Source organism: Pseudazoarcus sp. NS34, assembly GCF_059703725.1.
In genome coordinates this window covers 656,508-675,751 of record NZ_BAAKIZ010000003.1, presented here as the reverse complement: position 1 = coordinate 675,751, position 19,244 = coordinate 656,508, and the positions used below count along the sequence as shown (strand labels likewise).

At 63.8% G+C, this 19,244-nt stretch carries 19 protein-coding genes and 1 tRNA gene; 12 read left to right on the top strand and 8 right to left on the bottom strand.

Translation table 11 applies throughout. From position 1 onward, the window contains the following. Positions 1 to 113: 113 nt before the first annotated feature. A complete protein-coding gene (gene apaG / locus AC6H0N_RS13270) occupies positions 114 to 497 on the bottom strand; it encodes a Co2+/Mg2+ efflux facilitator ApaG/CorD (RefSeq protein WP_497574587.1) in 384 nt (127 codons plus the stop codon). A 92-nt stretch (positions 498 to 589) separates the two neighbouring features. Between apaG and purB the strand changes: the two genes are divergently transcribed. After that, positions 590 to 1,957, top strand: a complete 1,368-nt coding sequence (purB, locus tag AC6H0N_RS13265) for an adenylosuccinate lyase (protein ID WP_497574586.1) — start codon at positions 590 to 592, stop codon at positions 1,955 to 1,957. A gap of 26 nt (positions 1,958 to 1,983) precedes the next feature. Further along, the gene (locus AC6H0N_RS13260; protein ID WP_497574585.1) at positions 1,984 to 2,301 is read left to right on the top strand and encodes a DUF2322 family protein; all 318 of its coding nucleotides are present in this window, start codon (positions 1,984 to 1,986) and stop codon (positions 2,299 to 2,301) included. A 62-nt stretch (positions 2,302 to 2,363) separates the two neighbouring features. Here AC6H0N_RS13260 and secF read toward each other — a convergent pair whose 3' ends face one another. The 5 genes from secF to queA all read right to left on the bottom strand — a co-directional run bounded on the left by secF (position 2,364) and on the right by queA (position 7,798). Next, positions 2,364 to 3,296: a protein translocase subunit SecF gene (gene secF, locus AC6H0N_RS13255; RefSeq protein ID WP_497574584.1), complete on the bottom strand. Its 933-nt coding sequence runs from the start codon at positions 3,294 to 3,296 to the stop codon at positions 2,364 to 2,366. Positions 3,297 to 3,320: 24 nt separating this feature from the next. Further along, entirely contained in the window at positions 3,321 to 5,159 is a 1,839-nt protein-coding gene (secD, locus tag AC6H0N_RS13250; protein ID WP_497574583.1) for a protein translocase subunit SecD, read from the bottom strand. A gap of 99 nt (positions 5,160 to 5,258) precedes the next feature. Next, complete coding sequence (gene yajC / locus AC6H0N_RS13245; RefSeq protein WP_497574582.1) at positions 5,259 to 5,579, bottom strand: preprotein translocase subunit YajC; 321 nt, start codon at positions 5,577 to 5,579, stop codon at positions 5,259 to 5,261. Positions 5,580 to 5,640: 61 nt separating this feature from the next. Further along, complete coding sequence (tgt, locus tag AC6H0N_RS13240; RefSeq protein ID WP_497574581.1) at positions 5,641 to 6,768, bottom strand: tRNA guanosine(34) transglycosylase Tgt; 1,128 nt, start codon at positions 6,766 to 6,768, stop codon at positions 5,641 to 5,643. Next, positions 6,758 to 7,798: a tRNA preQ1(34) S-adenosylmethionine ribosyltransferase-isomerase QueA gene (gene queA / locus AC6H0N_RS13235; protein WP_497574580.1), complete on the bottom strand. Its 1,041-nt coding sequence runs from the start codon at positions 7,796 to 7,798 to the stop codon at positions 6,758 to 6,760. The genes tgt and queA overlap by 11 nt, the downstream gene beginning before the upstream one ends. 49 nt (positions 7,799 to 7,847) lie before the next feature. On the opposite strand from queA, the gene AC6H0N_RS13230 reads away from it, so the two are divergent. The 5 genes from AC6H0N_RS13230 to tilS all read left to right on the top strand — a co-directional run bounded on the left by AC6H0N_RS13230 (position 7,848) and on the right by tilS (position 12,085). Beyond that, positions 7,848 to 7,934 (top strand) — tRNA-Leu (locus AC6H0N_RS13230). Between the two features lie 87 nt (positions 7,935 to 8,021). Then, positions 8,022 to 8,858: a DMT family transporter gene (locus AC6H0N_RS13225; protein ID WP_497574579.1), complete on the top strand. Its 837-nt coding sequence runs from the start codon at positions 8,022 to 8,024 to the stop codon at positions 8,856 to 8,858. Between the two features lie 100 nt (positions 8,859 to 8,958). After that, positions 8,959 to 9,624, top strand: a complete 666-nt coding sequence (locus tag AC6H0N_RS13220; protein WP_497574578.1) for a Bax inhibitor-1/YccA family protein — start codon at positions 8,959 to 8,961, stop codon at positions 9,622 to 9,624. 198 nt (positions 9,625 to 9,822) lie between these two features. Then, positions 9,823 to 10,791, top strand: a complete 969-nt coding sequence (locus AC6H0N_RS13215) for an acetyl-CoA carboxylase carboxyltransferase subunit alpha (protein ID WP_497574604.1) — start codon at positions 9,823 to 9,825, stop codon at positions 10,789 to 10,791. Continuing rightward, positions 10,760 to 12,085, top strand: coding sequence for a tRNA lysidine(34) synthetase TilS (tilS, locus tag AC6H0N_RS13210; RefSeq protein WP_497574577.1), 1,326 nt, complete (start codon positions 10,760 to 10,762; stop codon positions 12,083 to 12,085). Before AC6H0N_RS13215 ends, tilS begins: the two co-directional genes overlap by 32 nt. Here tilS and AC6H0N_RS13205 read toward each other — a convergent pair. Then, the gene (locus AC6H0N_RS13205; protein WP_497574576.1) at positions 12,082 to 12,687 is read right to left on the bottom strand and encodes a response regulator transcription factor; all 606 of its coding nucleotides are present in this window, start codon (positions 12,685 to 12,687) and stop codon (positions 12,082 to 12,084) included. The genes tilS and AC6H0N_RS13205 overlap by 4 nt on opposite strands. Beyond that, positions 12,684 to 14,669, bottom strand: a complete 1,986-nt coding sequence (locus AC6H0N_RS13200; protein ID WP_497574575.1) for a sensor histidine kinase — start codon at positions 14,667 to 14,669, stop codon at positions 12,684 to 12,686. Before AC6H0N_RS13200 ends, AC6H0N_RS13205 begins: the two co-directional genes overlap by 4 nt. A 74-nt stretch (positions 14,670 to 14,743) precedes the next feature. Between AC6H0N_RS13200 and AC6H0N_RS13195 the strand changes: the two genes are divergently transcribed. The 5 genes from AC6H0N_RS13195 to AC6H0N_RS13175 all read left to right on the top strand — a co-directional run bounded on the left by AC6H0N_RS13195 (position 14,744) and on the right by AC6H0N_RS13175 (position 19,241). Beyond that, positions 14,744 to 15,739, top strand: coding sequence for a TRAP transporter substrate-binding protein (locus AC6H0N_RS13195; RefSeq protein ID WP_497574603.1), 996 nt, complete (start codon positions 14,744 to 14,746; stop codon positions 15,737 to 15,739). A 114-nt stretch (positions 15,740 to 15,853) separates the two neighbouring features. Then, a complete protein-coding gene (gene ndk / locus AC6H0N_RS13190) occupies positions 15,854 to 16,279 on the top strand; it encodes a nucleoside-diphosphate kinase (RefSeq protein ID WP_497574574.1) in 426 nt (141 codons plus the stop codon). Between the two features lie 42 nt (positions 16,280 to 16,321). Next, positions 16,322 to 17,437 (top strand): dual-specificity RNA methyltransferase RlmN, encoded by a 1,116-nt coding sequence (rlmN, locus tag AC6H0N_RS13185; protein ID WP_497574573.1) that lies wholly within the window; start codon positions 16,322 to 16,324, stop codon positions 17,435 to 17,437. A gap of 11 nt (positions 17,438 to 17,448) precedes the next feature. After that, the gene (pilW, locus tag AC6H0N_RS13180) at positions 17,449 to 18,267 is read left to right on the top strand and encodes a type IV pilus biogenesis/stability protein PilW (protein WP_497574572.1); all 819 of its coding nucleotides are present in this window, start codon (positions 17,449 to 17,451) and stop codon (positions 18,265 to 18,267) included. Beyond that, a complete protein-coding gene (locus tag AC6H0N_RS13175) occupies positions 18,264 to 19,241 on the top strand; it encodes a RodZ domain-containing protein (RefSeq protein WP_497574571.1) in 978 nt (325 codons plus the stop codon). The genes pilW and AC6H0N_RS13175 overlap by 4 nt, the downstream gene beginning before the upstream one ends. Positions 19,242 to 19,244 lie beyond the last annotated feature (3 nt).

Here is a 19,244-nt window from a genome sequence, read left to right as displayed (position 1 = left end):
GATGATAGTGCAGATACCTGTGTGAAAGTAGGTCATCGTCAGACTAACCCCATATGCAAAAAGCCCGCTCAAATCGAGCGGGCTTTTTTGCGTCCACCGCAACCGAAACACAGTCAGTTCAGCGCCCGTGGCATCGCAAGCGTGAAGACCGGAATCACGCCAGCGAACGAAACACCGTCTGATGAAAGGAACTGGTAGCTTCCGCGCATGCTGCCAACCGGAGTTTCGAGTACCGCTCCGCTGGAGTATTGGTAGTGCTCGCCGGGCGCCAGTTCAGGCTGTTCGCCGACGACGCCATCGCCCCGCACTTCTTCGACCTGACCTCCGCCGTCGGTGATGATCCAGTGACGACTGAGAAGTTTGGCCGCTTGTGTGCCGGTGTTGGTGATCGTGATGTGGTACGCGAATGTGTAGCGCTTCGCATCTGGATTGGACTGGCCGGGAAGGTACTCGGCTATCACGGAAATCTGCATCGAATGCGTGTTCGAATTGCTCATCGCTTCATGTGGTTCGGGACCGGTCAGTGGATTGCCTGCCGAAGTGGAGGCATTGGGCTGTAAAATACCAGCTTTTCTCCGGAAGTACCGTCATGTCCGTTTCCCCGCTGACCGCGCTGTCTCCGCTGGATGGCCGCTATGAAGGCCGCGTCGCCGCCCTGCGTGAGCATTTTTCCGAGCACGGTTTGATCCGCAATCGCGTGCGCGTTGAGATCGAGTGGCTCAAGGCCCTTGCGGCAGAGTCCAGTCTGGTGGAGATTCCTGCCTTTTCGGCTGCAGCCGTCGATGAGCTAGATGCCGTGATGGCTGTTTTCTCGCCGGCTGACAGTGAAGCCGTGAAGGACATCGAAGCGGTGACCAACCACGACGTGAAGGCGATGGAGTATTGGCTCAAGCGTCGTCTCGCGCACAACGACGAAGTGATGAAGGTGTCTGAGTTCATTCACTTCGCCTGCACTTCGGAAGACATCAACAATACCTCGCACGCGCTGATGCTGCGTGAAGGGCGCGACCTGGTACTGCTTCCGGTGCTGGATCGTGTCACGGCTGCGCTGCGGGCGCACGCTCATGCATTGGCGGACGTGCCGATGCTGTCGCGTACGCACGGCCAGCCGGCCAGCCCTTCTACCATGGGCAAGGAACTCGCCAACATTGTGGCCCGACTCGAGCGTGCACGTCGTTCGATTGCGGCGGTTTCGCTGACGGCGAAGTTCAACGGGGCGGTTGGCAACTACAACGCTCACCTGTCGGCCTGGCCCGAGTTTGACTGGGAAGGCTTCAATCAACGCTTCATCGAATCTCTGGGCCTGGAGTTCAACGCCTACACCATCCAGATCGAACCGCATGACGCGATGGCCGAGTTGTTTGATGCCATTGGCCGCTGCAACACGATCCTCATCGACGCTTGCCGTGATATCTGGATGTACATCGCTCTGGGCTACTTCAAGCAAAGGCTGAAGGAGGGCGAGGTCGGCTCTTCGACCATGCCACACAAGGTCAACCCGATCGACTTCGAGAACGCCGAGGGCAACTTCGGTGTCGCAAACTCAGTGTTGCGCCATTTTTCGGAGAAGCTGCCGATTTCGCGCATGCAGCGCGATCTGACCGATTCGACGGTGTTGCGCAACATGGGCGTCGGCTTCGGCCATACGGTGCTGGCGCTCGACAGCATGCTCAAGGGCATCAGCAAGCTTGAGGCCGATCCGGCGAAGATTGCCGCGGATCTGGACGAGAGCTGGGAAGTGCTCGCTGAGCCGGTGCAGACCGTGATGCGTCGTTTTGCCATCGAGAACCCCTACGAACAACTCAAGGCCATGACCCGCGGCAAGGGCATCACGCGCGAAGCGCTGCAGGCCTTCATTGCGCAGCTGGCTATTCCGGAGTCGGAACGCCGCCGCCTGCTTGAAATGACTCCGGCCAGCTATATCGGCAAGGCTGCCGAGTTGGCTCGCCGGATCTGATCCAGAACCAGGTTACGGACGCACAAATGAGTTTTGCAGAACACCTCAAACAAATGCCCAAGGTGTCGCATCTGGCTTCGATCGAGTTGCTGGATGACAACGACGATGTTTTGGCGCTGATCGAGAACAAGCCCGGCCAGGCGGGTTCTCTCGTGGTTTTCAACCATCTGGCGCAGTTGCATGGCGCGATTACGCCCGATGCGGCGCGCAAGGGGCTGGAACTGTATGCCGAGCACACCGAAGACGCGCGTGCGAACCCAGGCAAGCACCCAAACATCGACAGGCTGTTCGGCCTGATCGAGCGCAATGAGACCTTGCGGGTGAAGCACCACTTCGCGGTCTGAACTGCACCACGCCAACAAAAAGCCCCGCATGCGGGGCTTTTTGTTGGGTGAGCGTCCTGCGCTCAGACGACCGCTTCTTCCTTGTCCTTCTTGGGCTTCACGAACTGCTCACGTGACACGCCAAGCCACATCACGAGCGGGCTGGAAACCAGCACCGACGAGTAGATGCCGAACACGATGCCGATGGTCAGCGCCAGCGCGAAGTAGTGCAGTGTCTCGCCGCCGAAGATCAGCATCGACAGGACCACCATCAAGGTGCTGCCGTGCGTGATCGCAGTGCGCGACATGGTACGCGTGATGGCGTGGTCGATGACTTCCGGTGTGCTCATGCCGCGGCGCTTGCGGAAAGTCTCGCGGACACGGTCGAAGATGACCACGGTCTCATTCACCGAATAGCCCAGCACGGCAAGCACTGCAGCCAGCACGGCGAGCGAGAACTCCCACTGGAAGAATGCGAAGAAGCCGATGATGATGATCACGTCGTGCATGTTGGCAACGATGGCCGACAGCGAGAAGCGCCATTCGAAACGCATTGCGAGATAGGCCATGATGCCGACCAGCACGAAGAGCAGCGCCATGCCGCCGTCCGCAGCCAGTTCTTCGCCGACCTGCGGCCCGACAAATTCGGCGCGACGCAGATTCGGCTCAGGCCCGTCGATGCCTTTGAGCGTCGCCAGTACTTGCTCGGACACCCGATTGGTGTCGAGGTCGTCGCGGTTGGGCAGGCGCACGAGGATGTCACGCGAGCTTCCGAAATTCTGCACCTGGGCATCGGGGTAGCCGTCCTGGGCCAGCGCCTGACGGATTTCCTCGATGCGCGGGGGCTCCGCGTAATTGACCTCGACCAGCGTGCCGCCGGTGAACTCCACCGACAGGTTCAGCCCGCGCGTCACGATGAACAGCACGGCCAGCAGGAAAGTGACCAGCGAAATGATGTTGAACTTCAGCGCATGGCGCATGAAGGGGATGTCGTTCTTGATTCTGAACAGTTCCATGACTACGACCTCTGCTTGTCCGGGTTAGCCGATCGCCAGTTTGTCGAGCTTGCGACGGCGGCCGTAGATGAAGTTCACGAGCATGCGCGAAACCAGAATGGCGCTGAACATCGACGTCATGATGCCCAGACAATGCACCACGGCAAAGCCGCGCACCGGTCCGGAACCGAAGACCAGCAATGCGATGCCTGCGATCAGTGTGGTGACGTTGGCGTCGAGAATGGTGCCGAAGGCGCGCTCGTAACCGGCGGTGATGGCCGCCTGCGGGCTCACCCCGTTGCGGATCTCTTCGCGAATGCGCTCGTTGATCAGCACGTTGGCATCAATGGCCATGCCCAGCGTCAGCGCCATGGCGGCGATGCCGGGCAGCGTCAGGGTGGCCTGCAGCAGTGACAGCAGCGCAATCAGCAGGCCGAGGTTCGCCGTCAGGGCAATCACCGAAACCAGACCGAACAGCGTGTAGTAGATGATCATGAACACGGCGATGGCGACGAAGCCCCACAGCACCGAATTGAAGCCCTTGGATATGTTTTCGGCGCCGAGGCTGGGGCCGACCGTGCGTTCCTCGATGATTTCCATCGGTGCGGCAAGGCTGCCGGCGCGCAACAGCAGCGCGACGTTGTTGGCTTCATCAACCGTCATGCGGCCGGAAATCTGAACGCGTCCGCCGCCGATCTCGGTGCGAATCACCGGCGCAGTCACGACTTCACCCTTGCCCTTCTCGATGAGCAGGATGGCCATGCGTTTGCCGACGTTGTCGCGAGTCACGTCGCGGAAGATGCGCGAGCCGGCCGAATCGAGCGTCAGGAACACCGCCGGTTCATTGTTCTGGCCATCGAAGCCGGGCTGGGCGTCGGTCAGCCGGTCACCGGTCAACACAACGTCGTTCTTGACCAGCAGCGAGCTGCCGCCGCGTTCAGTGTAAAGCCCGGTGCCGAAGGGCACCTGACCGGCGAGCGCATCTTCGAGCGCGCCGGGTGAGTCGTCCACCATGCGGATTTCCAGGGTCGCAGTGCGGCCCAGGATGTCTTTGGCGCGCGCGACGTCCTGCACGCCCGGCAGCTGAACGACGATGCGGTTGGCGCCTTGCTGCTGGATGATGGGTTCGGCGACGCCGAGTTCGTTGATGCGGTTGCGCAGCGTGGTGATGTTCTGCGTCATCGCGAACTCGCGAATCGTCTGCTCGGCGGTCGGCAGCAGGGTGGCCACCAGGCGCAGATCAGTTTCGCCAAGATCGCGGTCTGAAAGTTGCAGGTCCCTCAACTCGGAGCTTATTGCGCGGCGGGCGGCTTCGCGTTGATCTGCGTCGCGGAAGCTCAGGACCACGCTGTTGCCCTCGCGGCCGATGCCGGCGTGACGTACGCGCTCGGAGCGCAGCAGCGTGCGCAGATCACCGGAGGTGGAGTCTAGGCGGTTGGTCACCGCACCTGCCATGTCGACTTCCATCAGGAAGTGAACGCCACCGCGCAGGTCCAGGCCGAGGTACATAGGCAGGGCGTTGATGGAGGTGAGCCAGTTCGGTGTGGCCGGCAGCAGGTTGAGCGCGACGATGTACGACGGGTCAGACGGATCCGGATTGAGCTGCCGCTCGATCACGTCGCGCGCGCGCAGCTGATCTTCAGTACCGCCGAAGCGGAAGCGGATGCTGTTCTCGTCGGCAAAGGTCGCCGTCGGCGGGATGCCGGCGGTGGTCAGCGTCTCGGTCAGGCGCGGGATCAGCGAGCTGTCGAGCTGAACCGTGGCCTTGCCGCTGGAGACCTGAACGGCGGGCACCTCGCCATAGAAGTTCGGGATGGTATAGATCAGGCCGAACAGCAGCACCAGGCCTATCAGGATGTTCTTCCAGAGCGGGTAACGGTTCATGAGGTGGTCAGGACTCGTGTCGGAAGCTTGGCGCGGCGATGTAGGCCGCAGCGGAGAGCGCCGCGCGCGGCGATTGCCCGCGCGCGGCGTGATGCGGCATCAGACTGCGCGCAGCGTGCCCTTGGGCAGAACGGTGGCGATGGCGCCACGCTGGATGACGATGTCGACCTTGTCGGCCACTTCGAGGTGCACGAAGTTCTCGTCGATTTCGGAGATACGGCCGGCCATGCCGCCCTGGGTGATGACTTCATCGCCTTTGGCGAGCGCGGCAACCATGGCCTTGTGCTCCTTCGCGCGCTTCATTTGCGGGCGAATCATCAGGAACCAAAGGATCAGGAACATCAGGACGAGCGGCAGCAGGCCCATGAGGCCGCCGGTGGCCGACTCGGCCGCCTGCGCATATGCGTTGGAAATGAACACTCTAGTCTCCGGGTGAGGTTGTCGAACGGGGCATTATAGCAACATGAATTTGCGCGGGACGTCAGGGGATTCCGGGGGATCCGGCGCCTCGCCCACGTTCGGTGTGGAAGCGCAGCGTATAGCCGGCCAGATCGTCCTGCTCGATCGCTTCGCGCAGTTCGCGCATCAGCGTCTGGTAGTAGTGCAGGTTGTGCACGGTGTTGAGCATGCTGCCGAGGATTTCGCCGGTGCGATGCAGGTGGTGCAGATAGGCTCGGCTGAAGTTGCGGCAGGTGTAGCAGTCGCAGCTTGCGTCGAGCGGGCTCGTGTCGGCCTTGTGGAAGGCGTTCTTGATCTTGACGTCGCCAAAACGCGTGAACAGCCAGCCGTTGCGAGCGTTGCGGGTGGGCATCACGCAGTCAAACATGTCGATGCCGGCGGTGACGCTGGCGACCAGATCTTCCGGCGTGCCGACCCCCATCAGATAACGCGGCTTGTCGGCAGGCAGGCGCGGCGCCGTGTGGGCCAGGATGCGACGCATGTCTTCCTTGGGCTCGCCGACCGACAGGCCGCCGATGGCGTAGCCGGGAAAGCCGATCGCTTCGAGCCCGGCCAGCGACTCGTCGCGCAGGTCTTCATACATGCCGCCCTGGACGATGCCGAACAGCGCATTGGTGTTGCCGAGCGCGTCGAAAGAGTCGCGCGAGCGACGTGCCCAGCGCTGCGACAGCTGCATGGATTTGGCAGCCTCGTCGCGCGTGGCCGGATAGGGCGTGCATTCGTCGAAGATCATGACGATGTCGGAATTGAGCACCGTCTGGATGCGCATCGACTCTTCCGGCGTGAGGAAGAGCTTTGCGCCGTCGATGGGCGAGGCGAACTTCACGCCTTCTTCGGTGATCTTGCGCAGCGCGCCGAGGCTGAACACCTGGAAGCCGCCCGAATCGGTGAGGATCGGCTTGTCCCACGCCATGAAGCGGTGCAGGCCTTCGTGCGCCGTGATCACCTCCAGGCCGGGGCGCAGCCACAGGTGGAAGGTGTTGCCGAGGCAGATCTGCGCGCCGATGTCGTTGAGCATCTGCGGCGTCATGGCCTTGACCGTGCCGTAGGTTCCGACCGGCATGAATACCGGCGTTTCAACCGTGCCGTGGGCAAGCGTCAGGCGGCCGCGGCGGGCTGCGCCGCTGGTGGCGAGAAGATCAAACTGCATCGTTGCGGTGGGCGATGAACATGGCGTCGCCGTAGCTGAAGAATCGGTATTCATGGGCGATGGCATGAGCGTAGGCGCGGCGGATTGGCTCCATGCCGGCAAAGGCCGACACCAGCATCATCAGCGTCGATTTGGGCAGGTGAAAGTTGGTGATCAGTGCATCGACGACCTGAAAGCGGAAACCCGGCAGGATGAAGATGCCGGTATCGTCCGCGCCTGCGCACAGCGTGCCGTCCTGGGCCGAACCTTCCAGCGCACGCAGGCTGGTGGTGCCGACCGCGATCACACGCTTGCCGGCGGCGTGCGTGCGACGAATTGCTTCCACCGTGTCGCGCGGGATGACGTAGCGCTCGCGGTGCATGCGATGCTCGCCGAGGTCGTCCACACGCACCGGCTGGAAGGTGCCGGCGCCCACGTGCAGCGTGACGTAGGCAATGCCGGCGCCGCGTTCGCGCAGGCGTTCGAGCATGGCTTCGTCAAAATGCAGGCCGGCGGTAGGCGCCGCCACCGAGCCTGGCTCGCGGGCATATACAGTCTGGTAGCGCGATTCGTCCGTGTCGTCGGCGGCGCGTTCGATGTAGGGCGGCAGCGGCACCTTGCCGTGACGTTCGAGCAGCGTGAACAGATCTTCATCCGCCGGAAAGCGCAGATGAAAGAACTCGCCGACGCGGCCCACGACGGTGACGTCAAAGGCGTCGGCCAAATTCAGAACGGTGCCCGCGGCGGGGGATTTGCTTGCGCGCACCTGGGCCAGCGCCTCGTGCGTGCCGATGGCGCGCTCCACCAGCACTTCCACGCGCCCGCCGGTATCGCGCTTGGTGCCGAGCAGGCGTGCATGGATGACGCGCGTGTCGTTGAACACCAGCAGGTCGCCCGGTTCGATCAACACGGGTAGGTCGCGGAACATGCGATCTTCAAGCGCGCCGTCGTCGAGCAGCAGCAAACGGCTGGCCGAACGGTCGGGCAGCGGTTGCTGCGCGATGCGTTCCGGCGGCAGCGGATAGTCGAAATCTTCGAGAGTCAGTGGCATCGTATTGCCGCTCGGGGCTGGGGCATGGATAATACGCGGCTCTTTCCCGGCCGGGATGGCGGAATCGGTAGACGCAGCGGATTCAAAATCCGCCGCTGGCAACAGCGTGAGGGTTCGAGTCCCTCTCCCGGCACCACTCGAATTCATTTCATCAGGCCCGGCGCTGCAGGGGCCGGATGATAGCATTCGCGGCAACAGGCATCACGCTTCCCCCGGAGGTCGCATGGCTCGCATCCTTGCGCTGACCGCGTTGGCGATGGCCGCTTTCGCTGCGAACTCCCTGCTGTGCCGTCTGGCCTTGCGCGACACGGCCATCGACCCCGCTTCCTTCACGTTGATCCGCATGCTTTCCGGCGCCTTGATGCTGTGGGTGATCCTGCGTTTGCGCACTTCCGTGGCCCATCAGTCACATGGCGACTGGCGCTCCGCGGCAGCGTTGTTTGCCTACGCGATTGCCTTTTCATACGCGTACGTCGGCCTGTCGGCCGGTGCCGGTGCGCTGCTGTTGTTCGGTTCCGTCCAGGCCACGATGATTCTTTACTCGCTGTGGCGTGGGGAGCGTTTCGGCTCATGGCAATGCCTTGGCTTCGCGTTGGCGATCGGTGGATTGGTCGCGCTGGTGGCGCCCGGCGCCACGGCGCCGCCGTGGCTGGCAGCGGTGTTGATGGTCCTGGCCGGCATGGCCTGGGGTGTGTACTCACTGCGCGGGCGCGGCAACACCGACCCGCTGGCCACGACCGCCGGCAATTTCCTGCGCAGCGTGCCGATGGCGCTGGTTGCAGCCCTGCTGGCCCTGCCGTGGCTCGCCGTCGATGGGTTTGGGGCAGTGCTGGCCGCGCTCTCCGGTGCGCTGGCGTCGGGCGTCGGCTACGCCATCTGGTATGCGGCGCTGCGTGGCCTCAGCGGTACGGCAGCGGCGACCGTTCAGCTCAGCGTGCCGGCGCTCGCCGCGCTCGGCGGCGTGGTGTTGCTCGCCGAGCCGTTGAGCTTGCGCCTGGTACTGGCCTCGGTTGTCACACTGGGCGGCATTGCGTTGGTCATCCACGGGCGGCGAGCGTAGAAATGACGCGGAACTCGGTTATCATCGCTCGGTCTTAGTGAGCACATGGCCGACCCCGTCGCGCCAGCAGAACTGACTAACATCAGGAGGAAGTGATTCCATGATCGATCGCACCATTCCGGGCAACCGCAGCGAAACGTCGGTGCTTGCCACCAACAAGGTCATTCGCAATACCTACATCCTGCTGTCGCTGACGCTGGCTTTCTCGGCCGTCACTGCCGGCATGTCGATGGCGCTGGGCCTGCCCCATCCGGGCATGATCCTGACGCTGGTCGGTTACTTCGGTCTGCTGTTCCTGACCACCAAGCTGCGCAACAGCACCGGCGGCATCTTCGCCGTGTTCGCGCTGACCGGCTTCATGGGCTACACCCTCGGCCCCATCCTGTCGTACTACCTGGCACTGCCCAACGGCGGCATGGTTGTGATGCAGGCCATGGGCGGCACGGCTGCGATCTTCCTCGGCCTGTCGGGCTATGCGCTGACCACCCGCAAGGATTTCTCCTTCATGGGTGGCTTCCTGATGGTCGGCATCCTGGTGGCGTTCCTGGCCGGTCTGGCGGCGATTTTCTTCCAGATGCCGGCACTGTCGCTGGCCGTTTCGGCGATGTTCGTGCTGCTGATGTCCGGCCTGATCCTGTATCAGACCAGCGCCATCATCCACGGCGGCGAAACCAACTACATCATGGCGACCGTCACGCTGTACGTTTCGATCTACAACCTCTTCACCAGCCTGCTGCATCTGCTGGGCGTGATGAACAGCGACTGACGCCTGTTCGCGCCTCCAATGGCGTGAAACGGCAGGACACAACGGGCGCCGATGGCGCCCGTTGTCATATCGGCAGGGTGCTCGCAGCATGCGTGCATCGAAGCGATGTGTTTACAATGCGAGGTTTCACGGTCATGCGCGCTGCCGACTCGGGCAGCTCGATGCAGGCCGCCAACCGGACATGCTGGGGCAGCAATGATGAAAACCACCTTTCTGGAGTTCGAACGGCCGATTGCCGAACTCGAAGAAAAGATCGCGCAACTGCGTTTCGTGCAGGACGATCCCGCGGTCGACATCTCGGGGGAGATCGCGCGGCTTGAGAAGAAGAGTGAGTCGCTCACCCGCGAGCTCTACGCCAAGCTGCAACCCTGGCAGATCTCGCAGGTCGCCCGTCACCCGCAGCGGCCGTATACCTTCGATTACGTGCAGCACATGTTCACCGACTTCCAGGAGTTGCATGGCGACCGCGGCTTTGCCGACGACAAGGCCATCGTCGGTGGTCTGGCGCGCTTCAATGGTCAGGGCTGTGTCGTCATCGGCCACCAGAAGGGGCGTGACACCAAGGAAAAGATTGCGCGCAACTTCGGCATGCCGCGCCCCGAGGGCTATCGCAAGGCCTTGCGTCTGATGCGACTGGCCGAGAAGTTCGGGCTGCCGATCTTCACCTTCATCGACACCCCGGGTGCCTACCCGGGTATCGGCGCCGAAGAGCGTGGGCAGTCCGAGGCCATTGGCCGCAATCTGTATGTGATGGCAGAGCTCAAGGTACCGATCATTTCCACCGTGATCGGTGAGGGCGGTTCGGGCGGAGCGCTGGCCATCGCGGTCGGCGATCAGGTGCTGATGCTGCAGAACGCCACATATTCCGTGATCTCGCCCGAAGGCTGCGCTTCCATTCTGTGGAAGAGTGCGGAGAAGGCCTCGGTTGCGGCCGAAGCCATGGGCATTACCGCGGATCGTCTGCTCGGCTTGGGTCTGATCGACACTGTCGTGCCGGAGCCGGTCGGCGGCGCGCATCGCGACCACGTTGATACGGCTTCGCGTCTGCACAAGGCGCTGCAGGAGGCCCTGCGCCAGGTCGCCGACCTGACTGCCGAAGAGCTCGTCGAGCGACGTTTCGAACGCCTGATGAGCTATGGCCGCTTCAAGGACGCAAGCGCCGCCTGAGGCCCCGCTCGCCGCACGCGTTGCGGCGGTGCTGGGTGAGGCCGGCATTGTTGCCGGCAGCCGGTTGTGCGTCGCCCTCTCGGGCGGTGTCGATTCCGTCGTCCTGCTGCATGTGCTGGCCGGCCTGCGTTCTGCGGCCGGCTTTTCTGTTTCTGCCGCTCACGTTCATCACGGCCTCAGCCCGCATGCCGATCGCTGGCTGACGCATTGCGCCGCGCTGTGCAGGCAGCTTGAGATTCCGTTTTCGGCATTGCACGTTACGGTCGAGCGCGATCACCCGGATGGCCTTGAGGCAGCGGCGCGCACGGCGCGCCATGCCGCCCTTGCGGGGGTATCGGCTGACTGGCAGGTGTTTGGCCATCATCAGGATGATCAGGCCGAAACGGTGCTGTTTCGGCTGCTGCGTGGCGCCGGCGTGCGCGGTGCGGCGGCAATGAGCGCCATCGAGGCAAGGCGGTTGCGGCCGCTGCTCGGTACGCGCCGGACGGAGATCCTCGATTACGCGCGGGCGCATGCCCTGCAGTGGGTTGAGGACGAGAGCAATGCCGATCCGCGCCACACCCGAAACTTCCTGCGTCACGACATCCTGCCGCGCATCGAATCGGCGTTTCCGGCCGCCTCGGCCATGCTTGCGCGCTCGGCCGTCAATTTCCGCGAGGCCGATGCCCTGCTGGCGGAACTCGCTGGCCTGGATGCTGCCGCCTGCGGTGGTGAGCGGCTGCGCATCGATGCCTTGCGGGCCTTGCCCGAGCCGCGGCTGCGCAATCTGATCCGCGTGCGCATCCATGCACTGGGTCTCGAAGCCTCGTCGCGCGCACGTCTGGTCGAGACCGCGCGCCAGCTGCGTGAAAGCGCCGCAGGCTCGCTCTATCTGCCGTTGGGCGAGGCTGCGTGCTGCGTGCACCGAGAAGAGGTGTGGATCGAGCCGGGGCTGGGCGCAGAGCCAAGTGCCGTGCGCTGGCTTGGCGAGAGGGAGCTGCCGTGGGGTGCGGGCCGGTTGCGGTTGCTTGAGCGACCTGGCGAGGGGCTGAGCCTGTCGCGTCTGCATGCCGCGTCCGAGGTGCTGTTCGATGTGCGTCGCGAAGGGCTGCGCATGTGCAGCGCCGCAGGCCGGCCGCGACATACCTTCAAGAACCTGTGCCAGGAAGCCGGCGTGCCGGCCTGGTTGCGAGGGCGGCTTCCGGTGCTGTATCTCGACGGCGACCCGGTGTGGATCGCCGAGATCGGCTTCGCGCCGGAAGCCGCTTGCGCGGCGGGAGAGGCCGGTCTGCTACCGGAGTGGGTGCGAGGCTAGAGCGCCGCGCCCTTGAGCATCTGCGCCAGCTCTACCGCCGAGCGCACCGACATCTTCTCGAAGATGCGCGAGCGATGGGCCTCGACGGTACGCATCGAGATGTTCAGTTCGTCCGCGATGACCTTGTTGTACTTGCCTTCGAGAATCAGCGTCATGACTTCACGCTCGCGCGTGGTGAGCAGCGTGAGCCGCTCGCTCACGACCTGACTGGCGCTCTGAGCCTGGCGGTGCTCGGCGTCGATTTCCATGGCGCGCTGGATGACCGCGATCAGATCGCCATCGTTGAAGGGCTTCTCGATGAAGTCGTGGGCGCCGTTCTTGAGCGCAGCCACCGCCATCGGCACGTCGCCGTGGCCGGTGATGAAGATCACCGGCAGGGTGTTGCCGCGGCTTCGGAGTGCGTCGAAGCACTCCAGGCCGCTCATGCCCTCCATGCGGATGTCGAGCACCACGCAGCCGGCCCAGTCGTGGCCGATGGCGCCGAGAAACTCTTCGGCGCTGGCCCATGTGGTGCAGGGCATCTTGCGGGTCTTGAGCAGCCATTGCAGGGCGTCGCGGATGGCTTCGTCGTCGTCAACGATGTGTGCGCAGGGTGTATTCATGCCGGGGCGGGTTCCAGTTCGACGGGTAGGGTGAGGACAAAGACGGCGCCGCCGTCTGTGCCGGCCTCGAAGGCGAGACGGCCATGATGCAGTTCGGCAATGGAGCGGCAGATGTTGAGCCCCATGCCCATGCCTTCCTGCTTGGTCGAGAAGAATGGCTCGAACAGGCGCTTGGCGTGGTCAGGGTCGATGCCGGGGCCGCGGTCGGCCACGCGCATGATCAGGTTGCCGTTCTTTTCCTGAGTGGTCACGGTGATGCTGCGGCGCTCGGCCGGCAGGCCGGCGACGGCGTCCATGCCGTTGCGCACGAGATTGACGACGAGCTGCTCGATCATCACCGGGTCTGCGGTGAGCGTGGGCATGCCCGGCGCCAGATGCAGCACGATGCGCATCTGGCGCTTGCGGGCGTCGGCGTCCATCAGCTCGATGGCTTCGCGGATGACCTCGTTGAGGGTGATGCGCTCGCGCTTGGGTTCGGAGCGGCGCACGAAGTCATGCACGCGATGGATGATGGCGGCCGCGCGATAGGCCTGACGGGCAATCTTCTCGTGCACCTCGCGCAGTTCCTCGATGTCGGCATCGCCTTCGGCCAGGCGGTTTAGGCAGCCGCTGTTGTAGGTGTTGATGGCGGCTAGCGGCTGGTTCAGTTCGTGGGCCAGGGTCGAGGCCATTTCGCCCATGGTGATCAGGCGCGAGGTGGCCTGCAGCCGGTCGTCCTGCTGGCGCGCGAGTTCCCGGGCGCGCTTGCGCTCGGTGATGTCCATGATCGAACCCATCCAGCCAGTTTGCCGCCCGGAAGCGTCGATCAGCGGCGCCTCGAAGATCAGGGCGTCGATGTCTTCACCGTTCTTGCGCCGCAGCTTGACCTCGACGCCGGCGCGCGGGCCCTGGCCCGACAGGATCATGTCGTGGATCTCCTGCAGGCGTTCGATGTGATCCGGGTGCCAGTAGGGCATTGGCGGGCGCAGGCCGATGAGTTCCTGCGCGCTGAACCCGACCATGTTGCAGAAGGCCGGATTGACGTAGGTGATGCGCCCGGCGAGGTCGCGCGCGCGCAGGCCGGTAAGGAGTGAATCCTCCATGGCCTTGCGGAACAGCGTCTCGCCGCGCAGCGCCTGTTCGGCGGCGAGTCGGCGCTTGAGCTGCAGCCGAAGTTGCCAGAAGCTCCACAGCAGGATGATGGCCAGCGCGAGTATCGAGCTGATCAGAATGACCGGAATCCAGCGGATATCGCCTTTGTAGGCCGTGATCTGCAACATCAGCCCGTGACCCGGCGGGTCGAACGGCATGGTGTAGGAATGGGTGTCGGAGAGTGGTGCTACGCGGGAGCGCGCGGTGATTTCGCGGCCTTCCGAATCGGAGACGCTGACCCGGTATTTTTCCGTGAACCACCACGGCAGTTCGCGCGCGAGCAGGCCTTCGAGCGAGTACACTCCGACGCTGATGCCGAGCAGGCCGGAGTCGGAGAACGCCGGGATATGCACTTCAAACTGGTGACCGCCGCCTGCTGACGAATAGACTGGCCCGTAGACCGGGCGCCCGATGGTGCGGGCGAGGCGGGATAGGTCGGGGTCGATGACGGCTTGCAGGCCGATGCTGGCACTGCCGTCCGGCGCTTCCGATAGCGGTGGCAGGACGCCGAGGATATTGCCCGCTTCGTCGAGCCAGACCACGCGGGTCAGACCGTTTTCGGCGCGCAGCATCTGGCGCAGGCGGGCATCGGTCTGGGGGGCGATGTCGCTGACAACCAGCTCCGGGCCAAGCTGTGCGAGTTGCGCGGCGTTGCGGTCGAGCTGGAACTGCAGGCTCTGTTCCATCCACAGTACGTCGCTGATCAGCGTGTGACGCTGACTGTCCACGTCGTGCATGCGGGTGAGCCAGATGAGGGCGCCGATCAGCAGCACGAACAGCACCAGCGCCGCATAGGGCAGGCGTGCTGCCCAATGATGGGCGGGGCTGACAGACGGCGTGCTGGTGTCCATGTATCCGGGGCGCTTCGGTATCGTGGTCATTGTGCGGCCTGACGGCCGCAGGAGGCAAAGCAGTGAGATATCTCATGCCGCTCTTGTTGTCCATGTGTTTCGGCGCCCTGGGGGCGTCGGCATGGGCGGAAGAGCCGATCATCATTCGGTTCAGTCATGTCGTTGCGCCCGATGCGCCGAAAGGCAAGGCGGCTGAATTCTTCGCGCGTCGCGCGCAGGAGCTGACCGAGGGCCGCGTAAAGGTCGAGGTCTATGCCAACAGCTCGCTGTATGCGGACCGTGAGGAAATGGAAGCCTTGCAGCTTGGCGCCGTGCAGATGCTGGCGCCGTCGCTGGCCAAGTTCAGTGTCCTGGGTGCAACCGCATTCGAAGTTTTCGATCTCCCTTATATCTTCGAAAACCGCGAAGCCTTGCGTGCGGTGACCGAGGGCGATATCGGCGAGCGCCTGCTCGAATTGCTGGAAGTCCGTGGCATCAAGGGGCTGGCGTTCTGGGATAACGGTTTCAAGTCTTTCTCGGCCAACACGCCGATCCATACACCGGCTGATCTGGTCGGAAAGCGTATGCGCATCCAGTCGTCGCGCGTGATCGAGGAGCAGATGCTGGCGCTTGGTGCGGTGCCGCACATGATGGCCTTCTCCGACGTGTATGAAGCACTGCAGGTGGGAGTCGTCGATGGCACTGAGAACCCGCATTCCAACCTCTACACGCAGCGCATGCATGAGGTGCAGGAGCATCTGACGCTGACCGAGCACGGCTATCTCGGCTATGCCGTGATCGTGAACAAGCGTTTCTGGGACAACCTGCCGCGCAGCCTGCGACGTCAGCTCGAGCGCGCCATGCGCGAAGCTACCTACTACGCCAACCACATTGCCCGCGAGGAAAACATGGCGGCGCTGGCGGCCATCCGCGCGGCTGGCACGACCCGGATTTACGAATTGTCGGCGGCCGAGCGCGAAGCTTTCCGGCGTGCCTTGCTGCCGGTGCACCGTAGCGCGGCACAGCGGATCGGAGCGGATCTGTTGCGCGACATCTATCAGGCGACCGGCTTTCATGCAGAGGGCGGTTGACGGGGTCGCGCTGGCGCCGAAAGCGCGTGAGAAAGCGAGGCTTCGCTGTTAAACTACAGGGCTTTATCCACACCCTCTGTCCACGACGACAGACCAGCTCACCGGAGATTCCGCATGGCCATCGAACGCACTCTTTCCATCATCAAGCCCGACGCCGTTGCCAAGAACGTGATCGGCCAGATCTACCAGCGCTTTGAAGGCGCCGGCCTGAAGGTTGTGGCTGCCCGCATGATGCACCTGTCCGAGCGTGAGGCTGCCCAGTTCTACGGTGTGCACAAAGAGCGTCCGTTCTTCAAGGACCTGGTGTCGTTCATGATTTCCGGTCCGGTCATGGTGCAGGCTCTGGAAGGTGAAGGCGCCATCGCCAAGAACCGCGACCTGATGGGCGCGACCGATCCGAAGAAAGCCGACGCCGGCACCATCCGCGCCGACTTCGCCGACTCCATCGACGCCAACGCTGTGCATGGTTCTGATGCGCCGGAAACGGCCGCGGCGGAAATCGCCTTCTTCTTCCCGGGCCTGAACGTCCACAGCCGCTGAGGATGCTGGCCGGCACCCGCAGGGGTGTTGGCCTCGCCACTTATGAGTACGCCGGTCAACCTTCTCGATTTTGATAGCGACGGCCTCGTCGCCTGGTTCGCCGAAATGGGCGAGAAGCCCTTCCGCGCGCGTCAGGTGATGCGCTGGATTCACCGCGAAGGCTGCGATGATTTCGACGCCATGACCGACGTTGCCAAGTCCTTGCGCGCCAAGCTCAAGGATCTGGCGGTGATCGGTGCGCCGCAACCGGTGCGCGACAGTGTGTCGACCGATGGCACGCGCAAGTGGCTGCTCGATGTCGGTAATTCCAACGCTGTCGAGACGGTGTTCATCCCCGAGACCAGCCGCGGCACGCTGTGCGTGTCGTCGCAGGCCGGCTGCGCGCTCGACTGCGCGTTCTGCTCGACCGGCAAGCAAGGCTTCAACCGCAATCTTTCGGCGGGCGAGATCATCGGTCAGCTGTGGCTGGCCAACCGCCTGCTCGGCGCAGCCCGTGATGCCGCGCCAGATCTGGATGCGGGGGAGAAGGACAACGGCCGCATCATCAGCAACGTCGTGATGATGGGCATGGGCGAGCCGCTGACCAACTTCGACAACGTGGTCACCGCACTGCGTCTGATGCTCGACGACAACGCCTACGGCCTGTCGCGCCGTCGCGTGACGGTGTCGACTTCGGGCATCGTGCCGGCCATGGATCGTCTGCGCGATGAGTGCCCGGTGGCGCTGGCGGTGTCGCTGCATGCGCCCAATGACGCGCTGCGCGACCAGCTGGTGCCGATCAACAAAAAGTATCCTCTGGTCGAACTGATGGCTGCCTGCCGCCGCTATCTTGAGCGTGCGCCGCGCGATTTCATTACCTTCGAGTACGTCATGCTCGATGGCGTCAATGACGACGAGGCGCACGCCCGCGAACTCGTCGAGTTGGTGCGCGACGTGCCCTGCAAATTCAATCTGATACCGTTTAACCCATTCCCGGGTACGGATTTCCGACGCTCGTCGGCCGACCGTATCCGGCGTTTTGCGGCCATTCTGATCGACGCCGGCATCGTCACCACTACGCGTCGCACGCGTGGGGACGATGTCGATGCCGCTTGCGGTCAGCTCGCCGGGCAGGTGCAGGATCGTACGCGGCGCACGTTGCGACTGATCAATACATGAGGGGGTTCGGGATGAAGCGCACTTGGGCGGTGATGGCGGTGTCGGCAGTTGTGCTGTTGGGCGGTTGCGCGACCGGCGGTGGGGGTGGAGACAGCAGCGGTTTCGGTGGCGGCTCACCGGTAGCGGCGCGTCCGGTGCTCGACTTGCCGCCCACCTCCGAATCCGAGCGTGGCGCGATGGTGCACGTCGAGCTCGGCACCGCTTATTTCGATATCGGCCGCTACGACATCGCGCTCGACGAGGCGCGAGTCGCCTTGGCCCATATGCCCAGCTTTTCTCCTGCGTTTCATCTGATGGGCATGGTCTATATGTTTCTGGGCGACGACGGCGCTGCTCGTGAGAACTTTCGACGTGCCCTCAGTGCCGCTCCGGACGACCCCGATTTCAACAACAGTTACGGCTGGTTTTTGTGCGTGAACGGCGAGGAGCAAGAGGGGTTGCGGCGCCTCGACGTTGCCGCGCGCAATCCGTATTACCGTTTCCCGGTGCGGCCGCAGATCAATGCCGGCTTGTGCCATCTGCGGACCGGCGAAGTCGAGGCCGCGGAGCAGCGCTTCCGGCGTGCGTTGGCCTTGCAGCCCGACAGCCTTACGGCGCAGTACGGCATGGCCGAGGTCGCGTATCGCAAAGGTGCGTTTGCTGAAGCACGGCGATTGCTGATCGCCTTGCATCAGCAGGCAGAGCCGACGGCCGAGTCGGTGTGGCTCGGCCTGCGCGCCGAGCGCAAACTGGGCAATCGCGCGGCCGAGGCCAGTTATGCGGCCCAGCTGGAAGGCCGCTTCAAGAGTTCGCCGCAATACCTTTTGATGAAGAAGGGTGACTACGAGTGAGTGAGTACGATACGGACGGCAACGAGATCGGCGAACAGACGGGGAACGAGGTTCCGCCGCTGGGCGCCGTGTTGCGCGCTGCACGCGAGTCGCGCGGCGAGTCGCTGTCCGATGTTGCGAGGGCGCTGAAGCTGTCGGTGCGGCAGCTTGAAGCGATCGAAGACGAGCGTTTTGCCGAACTGCCCGGACCGGCTTTCGTAAAGGGCTTCGTGCGCAATTACGGACGGCACCTCGGCGTCGACGTCGACTCCATGGTGGCTGCGCGCTGGGGCGCCGGTGCGTCGGTGATCGAACTGGCGCCGATGACCAATGCCGAAGGCATTCTGCCGATGTCGGGCGAGCGTTCGCGCATGGGCAGGCTGGTGGTGCCGGGCTTGTTCGTGTTGGTGCTTGTCGGCGCACTCGCGTGGTATTTCGACGGCTTTGATCCGAATCCGGATGCGGCAGACGGCGAGCAGGTTTCCGACGTTGCCCCGGCTCCCGTGACCGAGCCCGAAGCGGAGGGTTTCGCACCACCGTTCGACGAGGATGCTGTCGAAGGCACAGACCAACCGCAGCCCCCCGAGCTGGTAGCACCTCTGTCGGCCGACGAGCCGCTGCCGATGCAATTGCCCGAGCAGGTGTTGCCGGTCGAGCCGCCCGCTCTGGATGCAGGCTCTGTCGCGCCAGCGGCCGAAGCCGTGTCGGAAGCGCCCGCCGCCAGCAGTGAAGCTGAGACGGCGGTGACGTCCGGTCCCGGGCGCCTCGTTTTCCGGTTGAAGGGGGAATCCTGGCTGGATGTGCGGGACAATCGCGATCGCCGCCTGTATGCGGGTGTCAGCGGCGCAGGCTCTGTGCGTATCGTGCAGGGCCAGCCGCCGTTCACGATCGTCATCGGCAACGCGGCCGGGGTGAGGCTAGAGCACGCAGGGCGCGACATTGAGCTCGCGCCGCATACGTCTTCGGGCGGAGTCGCCCGCTTGACGGTGGAGTAAGAC